General features: G+C 63.6%; 25 protein-coding genes. 7 read left to right on the top strand and 18 right to left on the bottom strand.

All coding sequences use genetic code 11. The features are described from left to right. Positions 1 to 410: 410 nt before the first annotated feature. The 13 genes from FP2506_RS10445 to FP2506_RS10505 all read right to left on the bottom strand — a co-directional run bounded on the left by FP2506_RS10445 (position 411) and on the right by FP2506_RS10505 (position 8,319). A complete protein-coding gene (locus tag FP2506_RS10445; RefSeq protein ID WP_007067442.1) occupies positions 411 to 599 on the bottom strand; it encodes a hypothetical protein in 189 nt (62 codons plus the stop codon). After that, on the bottom strand, positions 596 to 1,288 hold the full coding sequence (locus FP2506_RS10450) for a DUF3164 family protein (protein WP_007067443.1): 693 nt from the start codon (positions 1,286 to 1,288) through the stop codon (positions 596 to 598). Before FP2506_RS10450 ends, FP2506_RS10445 begins: the two co-directional genes overlap by 4 nt. After that, a complete protein-coding gene (locus tag FP2506_RS10455; protein ID WP_007067444.1) occupies positions 1,288 to 1,677 on the bottom strand; it encodes a hypothetical protein in 390 nt (129 codons plus the stop codon). The genes FP2506_RS10450 and FP2506_RS10455 overlap by 1 nt, the downstream gene beginning before the upstream one ends. Beyond that, entirely contained in the window at positions 1,677 to 2,042 is a 366-nt protein-coding gene (locus FP2506_RS10460; RefSeq protein ID WP_040489093.1) for a hypothetical protein, read from the bottom strand. The genes FP2506_RS10455 and FP2506_RS10460 overlap by 1 nt, the downstream gene beginning before the upstream one ends. Then, the gene (locus FP2506_RS10465; RefSeq protein ID WP_007067446.1) at positions 2,035 to 2,445 is read right to left on the bottom strand and encodes a hypothetical protein; all 411 of its coding nucleotides are present in this window, start codon (positions 2,443 to 2,445) and stop codon (positions 2,035 to 2,037) included. The genes FP2506_RS10460 and FP2506_RS10465 overlap by 8 nt, the downstream gene beginning before the upstream one ends. Beyond that, positions 2,442 to 3,068 carry a hypothetical protein gene (locus FP2506_RS10470; protein WP_007067447.1) on the bottom strand — a complete coding sequence of 209 codons (627 nt, stop codon included), beginning with the start codon at positions 3,066 to 3,068 and terminating at the stop codon, positions 2,442 to 2,444. Before FP2506_RS10470 ends, FP2506_RS10465 begins: the two co-directional genes overlap by 4 nt. Next, a complete protein-coding gene (locus FP2506_RS10475) occupies positions 3,065 to 3,820 on the bottom strand; it encodes an AAA family ATPase (protein ID WP_007067448.1) in 756 nt (251 codons plus the stop codon). Before FP2506_RS10475 ends, FP2506_RS10470 begins: the two co-directional genes overlap by 4 nt. 79 nt (positions 3,821 to 3,899) lie before the next feature. Further along, positions 3,900 to 6,164, bottom strand: coding sequence for an integrase catalytic domain-containing protein (locus tag FP2506_RS10480; protein ID WP_007067449.1), 2,265 nt, complete (start codon positions 6,162 to 6,164; stop codon positions 3,900 to 3,902). Then, on the bottom strand, positions 6,161 to 6,352 hold the full coding sequence (locus tag FP2506_RS10485) for a hypothetical protein (RefSeq protein WP_007067450.1): 192 nt from the start codon (positions 6,350 to 6,352) through the stop codon (positions 6,161 to 6,163). The genes FP2506_RS10480 and FP2506_RS10485 overlap by 4 nt, the downstream gene beginning before the upstream one ends. Continuing rightward, positions 6,349 to 6,816 carry a hypothetical protein gene (locus tag FP2506_RS10490; protein ID WP_007067451.1) on the bottom strand — a complete coding sequence of 156 codons (468 nt, stop codon included), beginning with the start codon at positions 6,814 to 6,816 and terminating at the stop codon, positions 6,349 to 6,351. Before FP2506_RS10490 ends, FP2506_RS10485 begins: the two co-directional genes overlap by 4 nt. Before the next feature lie 3 nt (positions 6,817 to 6,819). Beyond that, a complete protein-coding gene (locus FP2506_RS10495; RefSeq protein WP_007067452.1) occupies positions 6,820 to 7,656 on the bottom strand; it encodes a ParB/RepB/Spo0J family partition protein in 837 nt (278 codons plus the stop codon). Further along, the gene (locus FP2506_RS10500) at positions 7,653 to 7,889 is read right to left on the bottom strand and encodes a hypothetical protein (protein WP_007067453.1); all 237 of its coding nucleotides are present in this window, start codon (positions 7,887 to 7,889) and stop codon (positions 7,653 to 7,655) included. Before FP2506_RS10500 ends, FP2506_RS10495 begins: the two co-directional genes overlap by 4 nt. A gap of 106 nt (positions 7,890 to 7,995) precedes the next feature. After that, on the bottom strand, positions 7,996 to 8,319 hold the full coding sequence (locus tag FP2506_RS10505) for a helix-turn-helix domain-containing protein (RefSeq protein ID WP_007067455.1): 324 nt from the start codon (positions 8,317 to 8,319) through the stop codon (positions 7,996 to 7,998). A gap of 243 nt (positions 8,320 to 8,562) precedes the next feature. On the opposite strand from FP2506_RS10505, the gene FP2506_RS10510 reads away from it, so the two are divergent. Then, positions 8,563 to 9,237: a LexA family transcriptional regulator gene (locus tag FP2506_RS10510; protein ID WP_081448315.1), complete on the top strand. Its 675-nt coding sequence runs from the start codon at positions 8,563 to 8,565 to the stop codon at positions 9,235 to 9,237. Here FP2506_RS10510 and FP2506_RS10515 read toward each other — a convergent pair. From FP2506_RS10515 to FP2506_RS10535, 5 genes are all read right to left on the bottom strand, one after another. Then, the gene (locus FP2506_RS10515; RefSeq protein WP_007067457.1) at positions 9,234 to 9,557 is read right to left on the bottom strand and encodes a hypothetical protein; all 324 of its coding nucleotides are present in this window, start codon (positions 9,555 to 9,557) and stop codon (positions 9,234 to 9,236) included. The two genes, FP2506_RS10510 and FP2506_RS10515, sit on opposite strands and share 4 nt — an antisense overlap. A gap of 257 nt (positions 9,558 to 9,814) precedes the next feature. Beyond that, complete coding sequence (locus FP2506_RS10520; protein WP_007067459.1) at positions 9,815 to 10,516, bottom strand: phage portal protein; 702 nt, start codon at positions 10,514 to 10,516, stop codon at positions 9,815 to 9,817. Positions 10,517 to 10,544: 28 nt separating this feature from the next. Next, positions 10,545 to 11,765, bottom strand: a complete 1,221-nt coding sequence (locus FP2506_RS10525; protein ID WP_040489742.1) for a DNA-packaging protein — start codon at positions 11,763 to 11,765, stop codon at positions 10,545 to 10,547. A gap of 122 nt (positions 11,766 to 11,887) precedes the next feature. Further along, on the bottom strand, positions 11,888 to 12,292 hold the full coding sequence (locus tag FP2506_RS10530) for a hypothetical protein (protein ID WP_148227537.1): 405 nt from the start codon (positions 12,290 to 12,292) through the stop codon (positions 11,888 to 11,890). A gap of 194 nt (positions 12,293 to 12,486) precedes the next feature. Next, a complete protein-coding gene (locus FP2506_RS10535; protein WP_007067462.1) occupies positions 12,487 to 12,990 on the bottom strand; it encodes a YcgN family cysteine cluster protein in 504 nt (167 codons plus the stop codon). Between the two features lie 137 nt (positions 12,991 to 13,127). Here FP2506_RS10535 and FP2506_RS10540 point away from each other — a divergent pair, with 137 nt between their 5' ends. From FP2506_RS10540 to FP2506_RS10565, 6 genes are all read left to right on the top strand, one after another. Continuing rightward, positions 13,128 to 15,305: a transglycosylase domain-containing protein gene (locus tag FP2506_RS10540; RefSeq protein WP_007067463.1), complete on the top strand. Its 2,178-nt coding sequence runs from the start codon at positions 13,128 to 13,130 to the stop codon at positions 15,303 to 15,305. Positions 15,306 to 15,343: 38 nt separating this feature from the next. Next, complete coding sequence (locus FP2506_RS10545; protein ID WP_007067464.1) at positions 15,344 to 15,931, top strand: DUF1214 domain-containing protein; 588 nt, start codon at positions 15,344 to 15,346, stop codon at positions 15,929 to 15,931. Continuing rightward, a complete protein-coding gene (locus FP2506_RS10550; RefSeq protein ID WP_148227538.1) occupies positions 15,921 to 16,550 on the top strand; it encodes a DUF1254 domain-containing protein in 630 nt (209 codons plus the stop codon). The genes FP2506_RS10545 and FP2506_RS10550 overlap by 11 nt, the downstream gene beginning before the upstream one ends. Before the next feature lie 209 nt (positions 16,551 to 16,759). After that, positions 16,760 to 17,656, top strand: a complete 897-nt coding sequence (locus tag FP2506_RS10555; RefSeq protein WP_007067466.1) for a hypothetical protein — start codon at positions 16,760 to 16,762, stop codon at positions 17,654 to 17,656. Positions 17,657 to 17,740: 84 nt separating this feature from the next. Beyond that, complete coding sequence (locus tag FP2506_RS10560; protein ID WP_007067467.1) at positions 17,741 to 18,175, top strand: YeeE/YedE family protein; 435 nt, start codon at positions 17,741 to 17,743, stop codon at positions 18,173 to 18,175. A 12-nt stretch (positions 18,176 to 18,187) separates the two neighbouring features. Beyond that, entirely contained in the window at positions 18,188 to 18,613 is a 426-nt protein-coding gene (locus tag FP2506_RS10565) for a DUF6691 family protein (protein WP_007067468.1), read from the top strand. Position 18,614: the final 1 nt, after the last annotated feature.

Genomic DNA, 18,614 nt, shown 5'->3' on the forward strand with positions numbered 1-18,614 from the left:
AGCGACTGATTGCTGGACTGCGGCCGGCGCGATGCTCAGAACTGGGATAGATCTGGCTACTTTGGGTCTTCCGCCGGCGGAAGACATCGATAACGGGCCGATTGCTCCTCAGCGACGCTTGCGCCATCGTTGGTTCTTCGAGAGCGGAGGTTTGCCGAAAGATCCCAAGGATCTCTCCGCTTGTATTCAAGAAGCCGGGAATGACGGCGTACATCGAGCATATCTCGAGTAAAACGACACCGAAGATCTTCTCGATACTACCCGCGCACTCTTTGACCTCCTCTATACACAGCCGAAGCGCCCGCAGCTGGCAGCCCAAAGAAGGGCGCACATGCGGAAACCTCAGGAATAGCGGACCGCAAGAAATAGAGTAAAAGCTAGCCAGTTCGGGCTGTATGTTGTTCATTCTGCTATCCTTCTGGATCGCCGAGATCGGTCGCGCTGGGATCGACGGCACGCGGCGGATCGTAGGGGAGCACCTGCGCAACCCGGATCGGATACCCTGCGCACTTCGACTCGCTCTCCAGCCAGTCGGCGACCTGTTGGGCGGAGGTCCCGGGCCCGACGCGCAGGACGGCGGTAATGACCATCTCCGTCATGGCGTCACGATCTCCTTTGCCTTGGCGAGGTCGATGGTGACGGCCTGCCATTCGCCGTCCGGCGCGTCTCTCTCGTAGAAGCGGACATACTCCTTCGACCCGACCACGCGGACGGCCTCGGTGATCGCCCGCATGGCCTCCTGCCAGAGCGGATCGTCGATACGCAGCCGCCGCAACCGGAAGAGCTCGGCGCGGTTCACCTGGCCTTCCTTGTCGACGTCGAAGGCCTTCTTCACGAACGCCTCGATCTCCGCCGATGAATCGGCCGTGAGCTTCGTCAGGTATTCGTCGACGAGCTTCTTTGCGGTTTGCAGCTGCGCGCCGAACTCGATGAGATCGGCCTGCTGGACCTGGACCTTCATCAGTCCGTCGAAGGTCATGAAGGTCGCATTGCCCTTCGCGCCGCCACGCTTGGCGCCGTATTCCTGATCGAGGATCGCCTGGAACGCGCCGAGATCCTCCATCGTGTGGCCCTTGAAGCGCGCGATCTGGGCGGACAGCTCCCTGGCGAAGCCGATGATCTTCCGCACGGTCTCGTCTTCGAGCCGATCGTCCGGCCGCACCATGTCGAGGGGGACGAGATTGCCCTTGGAGTCCGGCAGATAGACCTTGCCGTTCACCTCCTGGGCGCCGGGCGGCAGGGGCTTGTCCTCGACCGCTTCCGGCCGTTCGAGAGTATCCGCGGCCATTATGCGAAGTCCTTTCGTGAGGTGTGGCGGGCGACCTTCGGCCGATCGCCATCGTCGAGCACGGCGTCGATCAGACCCGCGCAGGCGACGGTCTCGACGATCAGTGCCGCAAAATCCTCGACGGTGAGGTCCCGCAGCGCCGCCTGGCATCGCAGCGTCTCCTTGGCGGCGGGCGCGATATCGCCCATCGCATCGCTCCAGGCGTGCTCTTCGAGCCGCTTTCGATGCTTCCGCCGCGTCTTCGCCTGGGTGAGAAGCGAATGCACCTGGTGTGTCGGCAGGGCTGTCCTGTCCGCGATCTGATGACAGGACAGACCGTTGAGATGCAGCGTCAGAACGGCTTCGGTCTGGCTTCGGAAGCCGGTGCAGGAGGAGGAGTGCGTGCGCATCACGGCCTCCGTCCGGCCGCGGCGCGCGCCGCGACCAGCTGGGTCATCGCCGCATCGATCGACCGTTGGAGGGTGACCCCATCGAGTCCACCGCGCGCAGCGAGGCGGCGCAGTTCGTTGATCTGCAGCTCGGCACGGCCGAGCCAGTCGGCCGTCGTCAGGGAGGGCCTCTCCTGGCGCTCCTGTTCTTCGAGAAGCTCTTGCATCGTGCCGACGCTCTTCGCCATCTCGCAGATGTCGGGCATGCCGAGCGTCAAGATGCCGTCGGCGACACCGTCCAGCTTTCGCTTGTGGCAGCGCATCAGCTCCAGGAGCGGCTGCTCCAGACGGGATGGTTTCGCGGCGCGGGTCATCGTCTTAGTCATTGCTGTTTCCTTTGGTTTGGGCCGGTGTGTGACGGGAATGGGGGCAGCCACCGCGGCAGGCGTGGTAGAGCTGCGCGCGCATGGCGCTGGTGGAGCGGAAGGGCTCGACCTGTTCGGTCAGGCAGCGGTCGCGGCCGATCTGGCCGAGGATCGGACAGTCGACGACGCTGCCCATGAGCGCGCCACGGACACGCTCCTCGATACCGGGCAGGTCGCCGCGATAGGTCTTCGAGATGATCTGACTGACGGTCGAAGACGCCCGGTCGATCTTCTGCGCGGCCCCCTTGAGGCCGTGCATGTCGGCAAGGGTCGCAAGTTCCTCGACCCAGTCCGGGACCTCGCCCCATCGCTCGGCCGCCCTCGTGCGAAACGCATGCTCGTCGCGATGCTGAAGCCGGCTCATGAGCGCGCCTCCCGACTGTCGCCGATGCCGACCGTCGCCTTGGCGTTGGCGTCGTAGACGACGTTGGCGGTCAGAATCCGGGGTGCGCGCGGTCCAAGCTTCTTTGCGAGCTTCAGGCGTTTCGGCCCGCGGTGATGTGTGCGGCCGAGATCCTCGATCACGCCGGCGCGCTTCAGATAGGCGCAATAGGTGCGCAGGCTGGTGACTTTGATTTCATCGCCCGCGGCCGAGGCGTAGCCGGCGAGTTCGGGGATCGTGAACTCCTTGAGCATCCGCATCGTGCGCCAGATGCGCTGGTTCTGCCGCTCCGGCATCAACGTGCCGTCACGTGAGATCCGGGGAGCCTCGACGCTCTTTCGGACGACTTCGAACAGGTGAGGATCGTTTCCATGACGCCCGGCCTCGGGCGCAGCTTTACCAACCCGCTTGACGAAGCCTGCCTTTTCCAGTCGCGCCACGTAGTTGTGGACGACGTTCGGCCGGTCGCCTGCGAAGAGGGCAACGTCCGTGATCGTCCAGGTGCCCTGTCCGTCGAGCAGTTGGACGATCATCCAGGTCCTCTGTTCGGATGGCGGCAGTTCGAAGATCGCCTTCACGCGGGTGTGCTTGGTGCCGGGGGTCATGCGGCCCCCCAGGCGCGCGGCGCCGGAGCCTTGACCCCGACGATCGCCTCGATGCCGCCGAAGATCTTCAGGTCGACCGTGTCGACGCCTTCGCCGGCAGCGCACTCTTCGGCCTTGGCCAGATTGACGACCAGGCGCCGTGTGTTGCCGCGGGTCTTCTCCAGCATGGCAGTCGCAAGGTCCGCGGAGATTCCGATCCCCGGGCAGACCGATTTCATCAGCTGCCGGAAGTCTTCCTCGTCGCAGGGGATTGCTGCGACCCAGTCGAGCATGCGGTTGTGGACGCGCTCGTGACCTTCGAGCTGCTTTGGGAGCGTCTCCTCGCCAATCAGGATGATCGGGGCGAGCGACTTGTCGTGCAGCTCCCGGATCACGTCGACGAAGCGCTTGTGTGCGACGTGATGCGCCTCGTCGATGATCAGAGGCCGCTGGCGATCCATCGCGAGGAGCTCGACGGCCTCCTCGATCATGTCGGTCGCGGTTCCCCGCGGCTTGACCACCCCGATCTCGCGCAGGATGGAAATGAGCAGGCTGCGCGCGGTGGTCAGCTGGCCGCATTCCACATAGGCCGCCCGGTACTGGTTCGCGCCGAAGATCGCCGACTTCGTCTTGCCGAGACCGGAAGCACCATGAAAACATGCGAGCCCGGGCAGTCCGGCATGTCGGTCGACCACCTTCGATATGAGGGCCGAGAACAGCGCGACGTTCTTCAACGCTGCCGGCCTATTGACGTAGAGGCTGTCCGCCATCATTCTCTCCTTGCTAAGCGGCGGTTTTCGAACCGCTCTTCTCTTCAGACCCGGCCCTCGTGCCGGGTCTTTTTTTCGCTCGCTACTGGGCGAGGTACTCGTCGCCGAAGGCCTCGTGGACCTTCTGCTGACCCTTGAATTCGCTGGTTGTCTCGTACCGGCCGAGCAGGATGGCATCCTGCGGATCGACGACTTCGCCCGCCTCGATGCGGCGCCGGATCCCGACCATGCGGACGTATTTCGCCTTCGCGCTTTCAGGCAGCGCCCGGACGCTTGTCGGCAGATGAGCGATCCGGTCGGCCTCGATCTCGGCTTCGCGGGCCCTCGTCCGCTCCTCCCCCTTGCCGAGGAGCGCCGCCTCTTCCGCAGCTTCCATTCGCTCGACGAGACGCCGCTGCGCCTCGACCAGCTTCGGATCGGAGGGACGCTTCGCCAGCCGGTTCGCCATCTCGTCGAAGGCGGCGCGTGCCGCTTCGATCTGCGGCGTCGAATGGGTCTCGGACCGCTTCGGAAGCGCGACGACGTTTTCGGGAATGCGGGCCTCGCGGACGCCGAGAATGCGCTCGTGATAGGCGCCGCCCTTCTTGATCCGCCGGATCTCGGCCTTGATGGCGGCGGCGCCTTCGGCCGTGATCTCGTTCTGCATGGCTTTCAGGGCTCGCGCGGCAGCGGCCGGATCGACGCCCGAGAGTGCCGGACAGATTCCCACTCCGAGGAAGTCGTGGCCGTTCGGCGCAAAGGCGTAGACGAGGCCGAGATCGTCGGAATCCATTCGGGCAAGGATCGCGGTGCCCGGCAGGATCGACGGCGTCATGTAATAGCTTCCGTCGATCCGGATGCCGCGCGCCGTCACCGTGCGAAGACCGCCGCCGCTCGCCACGGTCATCAGAAGGACGTCGAGAGCACGCTCGTCGACGTGGCGAACCGGCCGCGTCGACCGCTGCGCGGCCTGATGAGGAGAGATCCCGAGGGTGCCGTGCGTCCGATGCTCCTGGGTCCGGACCCACCGGTCGATCTCGCCTTGCAGCTCGTCCCGCGTCAGTTCGACCGCGAACGCTTCCTGATCGGATGTACCAAGGCGCTCGGCGAAACTCCTTCGGGCTTCGATCGCCGAGCGATCCGAAACATTGTGCCCGACGAAGCCGGGCAGCATCGTCGCGCAGTCGTGCTGGAAGGTTCTGATCGCCCGCTCGACATGGCCTTTCTGCTGCGGCGTGTACGCGGCCGACAGTTCGATCCCGATCCCGAGGGACTCGAAAAGTCGCTTGATTTCCTTCGCGACGAAATCGGAACCGTTGTCCGTCTTCACGAGATCGGGGACGCCCCAGGCGAGAATGGCCTTGCGCATCATTAGGGCGACGGCCGAGGCGCGCGGCGTCTTGGAGACGTGCATGATCTTGCGCCGCGTCGCGATGTCCTCGCACATGTAGATGTGGTTGCGACCGTCCTTGCAAAGCGCGTCGGTCGGCGAGGCGTCGATCTGCCAGAGCTGGTTCGGCTCGCGGATGTGAGAAAGCGCACCGGTCCCGCGCGGTGCCGCATGCGACCGGAACTTGTCCGGGTTCTGGACCCGCAGGAGGGTCACCCGCTCGGAGCTTCGAAGCCCTTTCAGATAGTGTTGGAACGTCCGGATTGGCGGGAGCGGAACGGTCTTTTCCGATCCTTTCGAGGCGACGATGAGGGTCCGACCATATTCCGATTCGACGACGTCCCGGATGTGCTCGGCCGAGAAATGCAGATTGTCCGCAAGAAGGGCGAGGATCGTGATTCGGACGGCACCGCCGTTTGCGGTGTCGAGAACGCCTTTGCCCTTGCGGTTCGCGCCGCGATCGAACCCTTGGGTCGCTCCGCTGTCGCGCTTCTGTTTGCGCCAGCGTTCGAGGCTCCGGCCGGACAGCCGGCTGATTCGGTCGCGGACCCAGTCCTCGATCTGCAGCTCGCCACCGTTGAACCGTTGGACGAAGAGGTGGATGCTCGCCTGGTTGTTGAGCCGGCAGCTCTTCCGGAAGCGATCGAACGCGTTGACGATGGCAAGGCGCGCGTCCCGCTCTTCGCTGGCCCGCGCAGACAGGCTCGGGGCTCTCGTCGCTGTTTCCGCTTCGACGTGATTGCGATCGTCGACCTGACCGATCTGCAGATGCCGTCGCTTGTACGCGACGAGGGCGAGGGTCGGCAGCAGACGAAGGTGATATTCCATGCCGCCGCCCCGCCCCGTGCGCCTGCGGGCGAAAGCCGGATGGTCGACCCAGTCCTCACGCTCGGCGAGCAGCTGGACGGCTCTCTCGGTCTGAGGCAGTTGCGGCAACGATTCGGCGGCGATCTCGCGTGCGGTCAGCCATTCCTTCATAGCCGCCCTCCGATCGCCGCTTTGCGGGTTGACCGAAGGACCGCTTCGTTCGCCTTCACCCATCGCAGGGTTTCGAGAGCCGCACGAAGATGCTCCTGCTGAAGGAGCTGCTGGTCTCGCGTGAAGGGAGATCGTCCGGCAACGACATTCTGGACGGCGGCGATCTGCGAGGCGAGAGAAACCTTCATGACCGCGCCCTGCGCTTTGCAGAGAGGGTGGCCCGCCGGGACTGCAACAGCTCGATCTGGTTCTCGACCTGAACCTCCTCGATCAGATCGACATATCGAGCCTCCACCACGGCAAAGCCGAACATCGAAGGAATGAAGCCGAGCGCTTCGTAGCTCTTGGTCTCGCCGATCAGCGCCACGAATGCGTCCAGTGGGATTCTGTTGCCCTCCGCGGCCTCCGACGCCCACTTCTCGATCGTATCCTCCGAGACCGGGCGGCCGAGGCGTTCGGAAAGCGACACGGACAGCATCGCCCGGGTAATCCCGAAGTCCTCTCGAGCGTCCTGTGTCGCTCGGCTGACAATTCGGGCGATTTTCGACGAAAGGGGCCCCTTCCCGACGATCACTTCGTCGTAGCCGACGGCGACCGACTCGATGTCGGCGAAGAGGTCGCGGGTATGGAGATCACGCGGACGCCGGGCCATCGGTCAGGCGACCTTCTTGGCGGCCGTCTTGACGAGCCAGGCTTCGATTTCGGATCGATTGAGCGCGTAGAACTTCTCGCGATCGGAAGGCTTCAGCCGGACGAATCGCTCGTAGATGCGCTCGTGGGCGGGGACCGGATTGGTGGCGACCGTCTGGTCGAGGAGCGCGATCGCCTCGGTCACGGTGACCGCCTGAGGTGCCTCCGCGATGAGCAGATCGCACACGGCTCTCTGCCGAACCGGCGTCAGGTCGGCGAGGAGAAGCAGCTCCCGCTGGTTCTTAGCCACCGGATGGAGCGCGATCGCCGACCGCACGGCGCCTTCGATCCTCGCGATCTTCAGTGCGAGGAAGACCGAACGTCGGGACAGGGAAAGTGCCCGCTGCGCTGCCTCGGAGAAACTGAGTGCAAACATTGCACTCTGTTCTTCCTCTTTCTCCGCCAGATCCGGTGCTGGCACCTTGCGCCCGCGCTTTCCGGTCTCTTTGGCGGTGTCGAAAAGGCTCTTCCAGGTTGCAACGAAATGCGCGCGATCGAGCGCCGTCAGATCGCCGCGCAGCATCGTGGCCTTGATCTCTTCGAGCCGGTATGCCGCTGCGTCCTTTAGAGCGTCGCCCTCGACGACCTCGGCGCGGACTTCGGTCCTGCCGAGCTTGAGGAGCGCTGCGATCCGTCGTGCCCCCTTGATCAGCTTGAAGCCATTGCCGGTCCCGACGACGCGAATCGGCTCCATCTGGCCATAAGCGACGATGTCGTCTGCAAGGGTGTCGACCCAGTCGGGGTCGAGCGTACGCAATCGGTCTGCGGTGTCGATCGAGGATATGTCTATCTGGACGCTCATGCACTCAGTCTTTGTCTGGAGGAGTCGAAAAGGTCGGGTTGAATGGACGCCGTGCGCAGGCAGAGCCGGGCCGTCGTCTTCATCTGATTACGGGCGCGCTCGCAGACGGTTCGGACGTGATGGGCCCGGGCGCGCGGATCGACGGCGAGTTCAGGCTCGGGCATCGCGAGCACCGCAGCCGGGTGCCGGCGGGCGAATGCGACGCAGGAACGGATGAACTCGCTCGCCGTCATGTCTTGCTCTTCAGTCCGCGAATCGCGGCGATCGAACAGACGAAGATCATCAGGGCGGGCAGGAAGCGCGCGATGGCAGCGAGATCGAAGAGCACCGACGAAACGGTCATGCGGAGACCCGCGCACTGTCGGAGCGATCGGCTCGGTTTTTCCGAGACGGGCCGCCAGGCTTTGCGTTAGGCTTGGCATGGCTCGAACGCGAGCGGACGAACATGTCCTTCGGAAAGAGCGTGTCGAACGGAATGCCGAGCGCCGCTGCGATGGCGTCGGCGCCTTTTCGGTTCATGCCCATCAGGGCGAGCCGGCAGGCGCTCTCGGGAAGGTCCGCGTCACGTGCGATTCCGCTCAAGGACAGGCCTCGACGATGCACTTCCGCCTTGATGGTGTGGCGGTCCCATTCGGCGGGGGGTTTCGTCGCCGCTCTGTTCATTCGGGTTCCTCGGTTGACGGCCGGCTGGCAGGCCGGCCTTCTTTCGGGGTGTGTTCAACGGTTGGTGTTACGGATATTCGTATAATTGTACTCGATATTCAAGTGTAAATATTCGAATTCCTCGTTTCGGAGTTCGAAGACGAAGGACTCGCTCCCGGATGCGCCTCGATGGCCTGCGTATGGGGGATCTTGCAGTCCCGACGAGCGCTTCTCCGAACTCCGAAGGCGTTTCGGAGTTCGTATATGAGTACGTTCTCGGATCGACTTCTCGAATTAATCGGCGAAGGCAGTCGAAATGCGTTCGCTCGTCGCGTAGGAATCCACGAAGCAAGCTTGCGTCAGTATCTTGGGGGGACTCTGCCGCGCATGGATGCGCTGGTGAAGATTTCCGAAGCCACGGGCGTTTCGATGGACTGGCTATGCACCGGGAGCGGTGCACGGGAGCACTTAACGTCTCTGACGCTTTCCCGGGACGAACCGATCATGGTCGACGAGGGACGTGTCGCCATCGTGCCGCGAATCGGCACCCGCGCTGACGCCGGTCCCGGCGCCCTCGTTCAGATCGAGGACGACGATGTCAGTTATTTCGGATTCCGCAGTGCCTGGCTTCGCGCTCAAGGGGTCGAGCCGAAGGCAGTGCGCCTCCTCGACATCCATGGCGATTCGATGCTCCCGACCTTCAAGGACGGAGACACGGCACTGGTCGACACCGGCATCAATCGCGTGGTCGACAGTCGTATCTATGCGATTGTTTTCGCAGGACTTCTCATCGTCAAGCGCGTGATCCTGAAGCGCGACGGATCTCTGATCCTCAGGAGCGACAACCGTGACGTCTACGAGGATGAGATGGTCCCGTCGGGCGAGGTTTCGGATCTCCACGTCGCCGGACGGGTCTTCTGGGCTGGAGGCTCGATCTAGTTCCTGAGGACCAGGTGTTCTGCGGAAGTCTCGAAGGCTTCGGCGGTTTCCGTCAGATCGTCGAGGAGCGCGGGATCGGGTTTCTCGCAGAGAAAGCCGCCAGCCTCGCCGATCCGGCCGATCAGCGGCATGACGCGATAGCCGCCGGCTTCCGCCATCGGCGGTCCGTCGATGATGTGGAAGCTGTAGTCCGGATGATGCGCCCGCATATGGGCGCTCAGCCGGCTCTTGTCGGCATCCGAGAAAGGCCGGCCGAGCGGCGGGAAGACGAGGAATTCGCTTGCGGATCTGCTCCCGCCGCGAAACGCATCATGTTTCAAGTCTCAAACTCCAAATGGTCGCGCCGCATGTTCTCTTTATGTTCTTTTTTGCGACCAGGAGTCAACGCACCGCTCTTCGCCATCCGATCTTGCGCGCCCTCCGCCTCGTCGATGCGGATCTTGCCATTTGATCTTGCGCAGCCTTTTTGCGGAGCGGCTTTCGCGAACGCTCCTCAAAGCCCTGCCACCCCGGGCTTTTCCCACCGAATTCCGCCTAATTTCGGATAATTCCGGCCTCTGCCATCCGTTCTTGCGGGTTACAGCCGCGCCGAGTTCTTCAGCAGCGCCGCATTCCAGTTCGCCGCCGCATTGTGCAGATCGAGGGCGGCCTGCGCCGCCGAGAGCGGGGCCAGCCCCACCTGATCCGACAACGGATGGAACAGCCGCAGATGGAGGAGCGCAGAGGGCCGGTCGCCCTCGCCATCCGCCGCGATTCGGCGCACCGTCGAGCCGACCCGATATTCGTAGGCCTCCGGCCAGCCGTCAGCCGCGGCGATCGTCCGCACCCGGTCCGGCCGCAGCGCATAGAGCGCTGTCAGGTCCCCCGCAGCCTCCGCGACTTCCAGATAGGCGTTCCCGGCCAGCAGAAGGTGACCGCACAGCATTTCGAAGAGGCTTGCCCGATCCTGCGCCGCGTTCGGTCGTCGCAACCGGTCCAGCACCGGATGGTCGTCGAACTCACGCCCGTCCTTCTGCAGAACGAGCGGAATCGCGCTCGCGGCCTCCGAGATCAGCCGCACGGACCGATACACTACCGGGTTCGCCATGAAACCGATCCGCGCCAATGCCTCGTAATTTCGCGCACCTCGATGTTCGCCGGCCGGCCCGGTCAGGAGGAACGCGCCGGTGCTGAGACCCAGCCCCGTCGATTTCGCTTCCTCTGCCTGGGACGCCGTCGTTTCGGCACGCGTCTTGGCACCGCCGCCGAAGAGGGCGGCAAGCGTCGAAGTCAGCCCCATCAGCCTTCTCCCCTGTTCGAAGATGTCGTTACAGATTGCGAACCCGAGGGTTCGTCTCGTCGCCGCTCAGAGCCGTGACAGCCCAGACCAGCGCATCCAGCCGATCGGGAGACCGCCCGTCACTCAGCCCGTCCGGGCCGAAATCGGCCATCTCGTCTTCGAGCTCCGGAAAGACGCCGACATGGCGCACCCGACCCTGCTCGTAGAGAGCCGCCACCGGCTCGGCCCGCGTCCATTTCCCGCGCGTTGCCCGAACCGCCCGATAGGGAACGTTCGGCGCGACCGTCCGCAGCACCGCCTCCACCATGTCGCCGCCCTGGTTCACCTCCGCGACGATCCGGTCGGCCTCCAGCCTCTCGAGCAGCGCAACCGCACATCGCGCCCACTTTTCCGGCCTCACCGCGCGCCGGCTCTCGTCGGCCAGGACGTAGATCGCCCCCTCGCCATCCTTTCCGGCGGCGACGATCCCGCAGGCATCACTCCGCTTCGTCGACGTAGCCGGCGGATCCACCGCGACCACGATCCGCTTCAGCGGCGGCGCATTGGTGACCCGCGAGCGCTCCACCAACGCTCTCTCGAACAGCCCGTCCTTGCGATCGTCCAGAAGCTCGCCGTCCAGTTCCTGACGCCCAAACCGCGTCCCGTCGTAGCGCCGCGCCATCGCCTCCAGAAAGCCGGGCGCCAGGTTTTCCACGTTCTCCGCCGTGCGCATCCGCGTCACCGCGGTCTGCGGATCGGCCATCAGCCGTTTCAGGATAGGCACGTTGCGCGGCGTCGTCGTGAACAGCGCCCGCGGCCTCTCACCGAGCCGCAGCGCCAGCATCAGATTGTCGAAACTCTCCTCCGGCTTCACCCATTTGCCCAGCTCGTCGCCCCAGGCTGCGTCGAACTGATAGCCGCGGATCGAATCCGGGTCCTCCGACGAGAAGATCTGCGCGGTCGCCCCGTTCGCGAAGACGAGCCGTCGTCTCGTCACCTCGAACACCGGCCTCTCATTGCCGACGATCGCCTTCAGGCCGCTTTCGCCCTCGATCATCACCTCGCGCGCATCGGCCAGGGTCTCCGCGACAAGCGCGATCCGCCGATGCGGCAGGCTGGCGAACGGAGAAAGCCCCAGTGCCAATCCCGTGATCCATTCGGCCCCCGCCCTCGTCTTGCCGGAGCCACGTCCCCCGATCAGCAGCCACTGCCGCCAGGCCTCGCGCGGCGGCAATTGTTCGGATCGCGCCACGCGCCACCATTCCGGCATGACCCGTCGGATGACTCCAAGCGGCAGTTTCCGGGCCTCTTGATGCACTGCGGCCGCGTATTGTCTTTCGCGCTCTTGCGGAACGTTCGACCAGGCTGCTTCGCTGAGAAGCTCGTCATCAGTCATCCGGAAGCGCCACCGGTCCCCGACATATCGGCATTCCCCGCACCGATGAGTCCAGGATCGCAGCCATCCGGACCTATCCCCGCCATCGATCCGGAAGCCGTAGCGCCAATCTCCCGACGCTTCCGATCGAGGATCCGCAACCGTTTCACTAGCTCCCTCGAGAGCCGCTCGGTCTCCGCGGGATCCTCCCAAAGGCTTGCCGCTTCCGCCGCCTCGGCCCGTTTCAGTTCCATCAGCTTTTCCAACGTCCGGGTTATCTGCGCAATCGTGTCAATGCGCTCCTTGCCGGACAGTACCCTGCCCGACTGCGCCTTACCCTGCGAACCGGCATCACCAGAGTTAGGATCGTTGTCCTTCTCAGTCGTTTCGACAGCCGCGACCTCCGCAAGCAGCAACGTCATCAGCCGCTCCGCAACCGAACTGTTTCGCTTCGACGCGCCCCTGCCCTCGCGTGCCGCACCCATCCGCCTCACGCCTCGACATCCCCGCAATTTGAAAGATAAGCGAGCCGGAAACGCAAAAAGGCGAAGCACCCCGCTCCGCCTTTCCCAATTCTCCGACTGTGCCCTTTACCTATTCGAGGACCGTGACGGTGTCAAGGATTATTTTCATAATTCTTCGAAGGCCTGTTTCCTTCCCCCGGATTTTGATCCGGCCACTCCACGACATGCTCCTCAAACTCATCGAGCTCCATGCCCTCTTCGCTAACCGTCCGTCCCCGCACCGAGACGCCGGCCTGGTGCACCGTTTCGTGGCTTCCCGAAAGGAGATGATGCCACCAATAGAGATCCCGCCGCTCGTCCACCAAGCGGTAGGCGCAGCTCGGAGGCAGCCAAGTGATTTCTCGCACCGTCCTTGGGTTCAGCCCAACACAATCCGGCACGGTCTCCTGCCGGTTTTCGTAGTCGCTGCACCGACAGGCCTCGCCGTCGAGCAAACTGCAGGCGACGTTCGTCCAAACAATCTCGCCCGTATCGTAGTCCTCCAACTTGTTGAGGCAGCAACGCCCGCATCCGTCGCAGAGCGCCTCCCACTCCTCGTCGGTCATCTCTTCGAGGGTCTTCGCCCGCCAGAACGGCTTGTTGCCGGAATCACGCATGGCCGAATTCTCTGAATTTGTGTCGCAACTTTTTACGTCCTTGATTATAAAGTAGTAGGACGCCCGAAACTTTTGAAAGGGGCCGCACGCGCTTGCGGCGTTCCGTCCAGCACTTCGATTAACGGCGGCATCGACACGTGGCAGACAAATCCGAAGCCAAACGTTCACACAAGAGCCCTTCGCGGCTGATCGAGGTCGACGCCTGGATCGACTCCTCGATTTTTAGGCTTTGGCATGGTTTCTCTCGCTTCTGGGAAACCGTCACCATCCAGTCTCGCCGTTTGCGCGCCCGCGGTTTCACCCGTGTTGTCTCGGAGATCGTCGGCGAAGGTTTCACGCTCGGCGTTGCCGGCGTCATCCTTCTCCTTGTCCTAGCTCAGCCCGCGATGGAGATGACAGCCGAAGGGCTGCCGGAAGAGGCCGACTTCTCCGTCACCTTTCTCGATCGCAAGGGTAATGAAATCGGTCAGCGCGGCATACTGCGCGCTGCCGCCGTTCCCATCGACGAACTGCCAGACCAATTCATAAAGGCGGTGCTCGCTACTGAAGACCGGCGCTTCTTCGAGCATTGGGGCATTGATTTCTTCGGCCTCGCTCGCGCGATGGGCGAGAATGCCCGTGCCGGCGGCGTCGTTCAGGGCGGTTCGACGCTCACCCAGCAGCTCGCGAAAAATGTCTTTCTCACGCCGGAACAGTCCCTCGAGCGAAAGATCAACGAGGCCTTTCTCTCGGTATGGCTCGAGTCGAATCTGACGAAGCGCGAGATTCTCTCGATGTATCTCGACCGGGCTTACATGGGCGGAGGCACCTTCGGTGCGGCTGCCGCGGCCGAATTCTATTTCGACAAGTCGATCCGCGACGTGAACCTCGCCGAATCGGCGATGCTCGCCGGTCTTTTCAAGGCGCCTGCAAAATATGCCCCGCATATCAATCTGCCGGCCGCCCGCGCCCGCGCCAACGAGGTTCTCACCAACATCGTCCAGGCCGACTTCATGACCGAGGGCCAGGTCGTCGCCTCGCGTCGCCAGCCGGCCGAAGCGGTCGACCGCTCCCAGCGCCAATCGCCTGACTATTTCCTCGATTTCGCTTTCGAAGAAGCTCAGCGCCTCGTTCGGGAGAACAAACTCGGCACCCGCAATCTCGTGGCGCGCACAACGATAGACCTGAAGCTCCAGGCTCTCGCCGACGAGACCATCGACTATCACATGCGCCAATTCGGCAAGAGCTACGATGTCGAGGAAGCCGCAATGGCGGTTCTCTCCGACGACGGTGGCGTCCGTGCGATGGTTGGTGGTCGAGACTACGGTAAATCTCAGTTCAACCGGGCCGCCAACGCGCTGCGTCAGCCGGGCTCCTCCTTCAAGGTCTACGTCTACGCAACGGCCATGGAGCAGGGCATGCAGCCCGATGACACGATCGTGGATAGCCCTCTTCGCATCGGGAACTGGGCGCCGCAAAACTATGGTCGCTCCTTCGCCGGCCGGGTGACGCTGCAGAACGCTCTCGCCCGCTCGCTCAATATCCCGGCCGTCCGCCTTTACCAAAAGGTTGGCTTCGACAATACGGTCAAGCTCGCGCAGGAAATGGGCATCGAATCCGAACTCCGCGGTGACAAGACCATGGCGCTAGGTACCTCCGAGGTCACCGTCCTGGATCAGGCAACCGCCTACACCACCTTCGCTAATGGCGGCAACACTCCAAGACGCCACGCGATCACCCAACTCTACGATGCCGAGGGACGTATCCTCTGGGACGTACGCCGCGACCTTCCGGAACGTCGGATGATCCTTTCGGAACAGGCCACCAAAAATATGAACGATATGCTCGTCGGTGTGACCGAGCAGGGCACCGCGCGACGGGCACAGCTTTCTATGACCCGTGCGGCGGGCAAGACTGGAACGACCCAGGACTACCGGGACGGCTGGTTCGTTGGCTTCACCGGCAATTACGTCGCCGCCGTGTGGTACGGCAATGACAGCTTCCGCCCCACCAAACGGGTCAGCGGCGGCACACTTCCAGCCATGACCTGGCAGCGCTTTATGGAGGCGGCGCACCAGAACATTGAACTCAAGCCGATCCCGTACATCGAAGATCCGTTCCCCGACGGGAAACGTGACGTGGCCGAACCTACGGACAACCCGCTTATCGCCTCCGGCCAGACCGGCCTGACTGTCGACGCGGAAGAAGTCCTCACGAAAATCAGCGAGCGGTTCGAGGCGCTGAAGCCGATGACCAATGACCGCGTCGCTTCGGCGTCTGGTGGAGCAACGCCCGTCGCAGCGGCAACTACCACGTCGCAGTCTGTCGAGAACTAGACCGCGACATCGGATCGAGATGCATGTAATCAGCCGTAATGCGTTTTCTCCTCGCCTCACTACTCGCAATTGCGATTGCTCTGGGTCTCGGCGGCTGGACGGCCAAGCTCGCGATCGACGGTGGTACGAACTTTGATGCCGTCGAACTTGGTCCGTGGACTGCGAGCCCACTAGCGGGCACCCGCGCGGCTGATCCGTATGCAAAGGCCCGCCTAGCGAAGCTCGCGCAGTTGACCCTCGGTGGCGGCGAAGGCATCGTCTTCCATGCCGAAGAGGACGATCAGGGTCGAAGATTACTCCTGCAATGTTCCTACCGGCTCGAAGGAGGCACGCCGGCCGCCCGATTCTTTACCCTCTCGGCCCATTCGGATGCCGGTCGCGTCGACCTCCCACAGGCCGGTCGCCCCGGTTGGCTCACTTCCAATTCGCTCCTTCGAAAAGAGGACAACAGCTTCGAAATCGCCGTCGGCCCCGAACCACGCTCTGGCAATTGGCTTGCGACGAACTTGACGGGCCCCTACCGTCTGACCTTCGCCCTTTATGACACACCGGCAAGCGCGATCACGGGAGCGGCCGGCCTTACCATGCCTTCGATTCAGCGCGAAGGATGCCGCGATGATGGGTAGGTTCATTCTCGCTATACTGATCGGGCTCGTGGGCGCCGGCCTCGTCCATATCGCGGTGGTCTTTATGATACCACGTGTCTCAGACAACAGCGCATGGAGCCGGCTCTCTTCGCTCGGCGAATATTTCCAGGTCGTTCGGATTGCCCCTTTGCGAGATTCGAGTTCGTCGGCTTCTGAGCCGCCGTCCGAAACCCCTCGCGAGCGCTTCGCCTTCGCCGATCCCGCCTTCATCGTTGCAAGTTGCCGTTTCGAACTCGGTGATGGACCCGTCGAGATTACTGCCAACGGCACGATCGATAACTTCTGGTCCGCCTCGATCTATGACAGCCAAGGGGGCAACATCTATTCGATCAACGACCGCGCGGCGATCGACGGCATCGTCAATCTGGTCGTGGGCACACCCCAGCAGATCGAGGAGGTCCGCGCGACGACCCTTCTGGAAGACAGCCCTGCGCTGCCTGTCATCGTCGACGTCCTTCGCGGTTATGTTACTGTCCGCGTCCTGATCGACGAAGAGAGCAAGCGCGCCGCGGCTGACAGCTTCCTGCGCTCGGTTACCTGCCTGCCGATCGACATCAGACCCACCGCAGCGGCTTCCGGCGTAGAACGCGATAGCTAGACTGTCGCTCGTCTCCCCGACGAAAGCCGATCTTGCGCCGGCGCCCTGCCATCGCAGGGTGCCCTTGAAACACACCGCGTTTCCAGGCTTTCTCACGCAATCGATAAAAATTTAATCACCGCGTTAACCATGCCGTTTAACGGCGCGGCAAGACTTCTTACGGCAATCTCAACTCTATCGAAACCTTCGGGAAACCATCGGAGCGTCGAATGCGCAGCCAACTGCCAGACCTTTACCGGTCCCTTGAGAAGGGTGGTTCGGCGAAGGGTTACGACGCCATCGCAATGGCGGCGAGCCTTAACTTTATCGCGATTCCGATCCCCTCGCAGCGCCAAAGCGATGCCTTCGCCCACCTTCTCGAACCGCTCTGGTCCCATCTCGCGCGCGACACCCGCATCCACCTCGCAGCGCAACTGTCGGAGCACCACATGCTTCCGAAGTCCGTCGCCGACCTGATCGGGGGCGATAAGGCGTCCGAGACGTGTGATCAGGACGACGAAACATCGTCGCCCGAAGCGGCGGACACACCCTCACCCATCTCGATCCGCGATCTCGAAGTCCTCGCCGACCGCCGAACCCCATGCATGGACCCCACCCGCACCGCGACATCCGCCGCCGACGCCCGTGCGACGCTCCGCGCCCTTGTCGCCCGCCCGGCCGCTGCGAGACCGGCGCCGCGACCGATCATCCAGATCGCCCAGAGCCGCGACCGCATCGCCCTCTGCGCCCATCTCGCCGATAATCTCGAGCTTTCGCGATCGGAAGCCGAGGCGCTCCTCGATCCCGACAATCTGCCGGACCTCGCCATGGCGCTGAAAGCACTCGGCCTCGGCACCTCGGACGCGATGACCGTTCTTATGTTCATCGACCAGACCGTCGCTTCGGACATGGCCGTCTTCGCCATCGCGAAGAACCACTACAAGCGCCTGACGCCGGAAGCAGCGGCGGCCCATTTCGGCCAGGACGCCCGACAATCAATGCCGACGCCCAGCTTGCAGCCGACCTCCGCTGATCTCCTGACTCCGATTCGCTCGACCGGGCGCCGAAGGTCGGAATTCGGCCGCCGCGGCGACAACCAGAACCGCCGCGCCGGAACCCGGACCTGATCGCGAGTCGGCTGCGAAACTTGGCGTCCGGTTCCCCGATGCGTATCTGAAGGCGAGCATTCCAGCGCCTGATCGGATACCGCCATGCCCCTCGATACCGTCACCCCGTTCACGCCGCTCGCCTCGACGCTGGGCGGCATCCTCATCGGCCTTTCGGCCGTCATGGTCATGGCGCTCTTCGGACGGATTGCCGGCATCTCCGGCATCACCACCGGCGCTCTGCCCTTGCGCCGGGAGGACTGGGACTGGCGCCTCGCCTTCGTCCTCGGCCTCGTCGCCGCGCCGATCGTCGCTCTTCTCGTCACCGGCGAATCGATCCGGCAGACCGTTCCCGACGATCTTCCCATGATGGCCGTCGCCGGTCTCCTCGTCGGTGCCGGCACCGTCCTCGGCTCCGGCTGCACCTCGGGCCACGGCGTCTGCGGGCTTGCTCGCCTCTCCTCCCGCTCGCTGGTCGCGGTCCTCACCTTCATGGCCTTTGCCGGCGTCACCGTCATCGTTCTGCGTCACGCGATCTGAGGAGAAACCACCATGCGTCTCGTTCTCGGCTTCGCCTCCGGTCTCCTCTTTGGCCTCGGCCTTATCCTCGCCGGCATGTCGAACCCAGCAAAGGTTCTCAACTTCCTCGACGTCTTCGGCACGTTCGATCCCTCGCTCGCCTTCGTTATGGGCGGCGCGGCAGTGACCACATTTATCGGATATCGCCTCGCTTGGCGGCGCAAGGCGCCGTTCATCCTGTCCGACTTCCAAATCCCGACCCGCAACGATGTCGACGCGCCGCTCCTCACCGGCGCGGCCCTCTTCGGCATCGGCTGGGGCATAGGCGGCTTCTGTCCGGGCCCGGCTTGGACCGCGCTTGCGCTGGCGGCGCCTGGCACGCTCGTCTTCCTACCGGCCATGCTCGCCGGCATGGCGATCGCGACCATCCTGAAGAACCGGAAACCGGCTCTCGCCTGAT

This window comes from Fulvimarina pelagi HTCC2506 (genome assembly GCF_000153705.1).
GTDB lineage: Bacteria > Pseudomonadota > Alphaproteobacteria > Rhizobiales > Rhizobiaceae > Fulvimarina > Fulvimarina pelagi.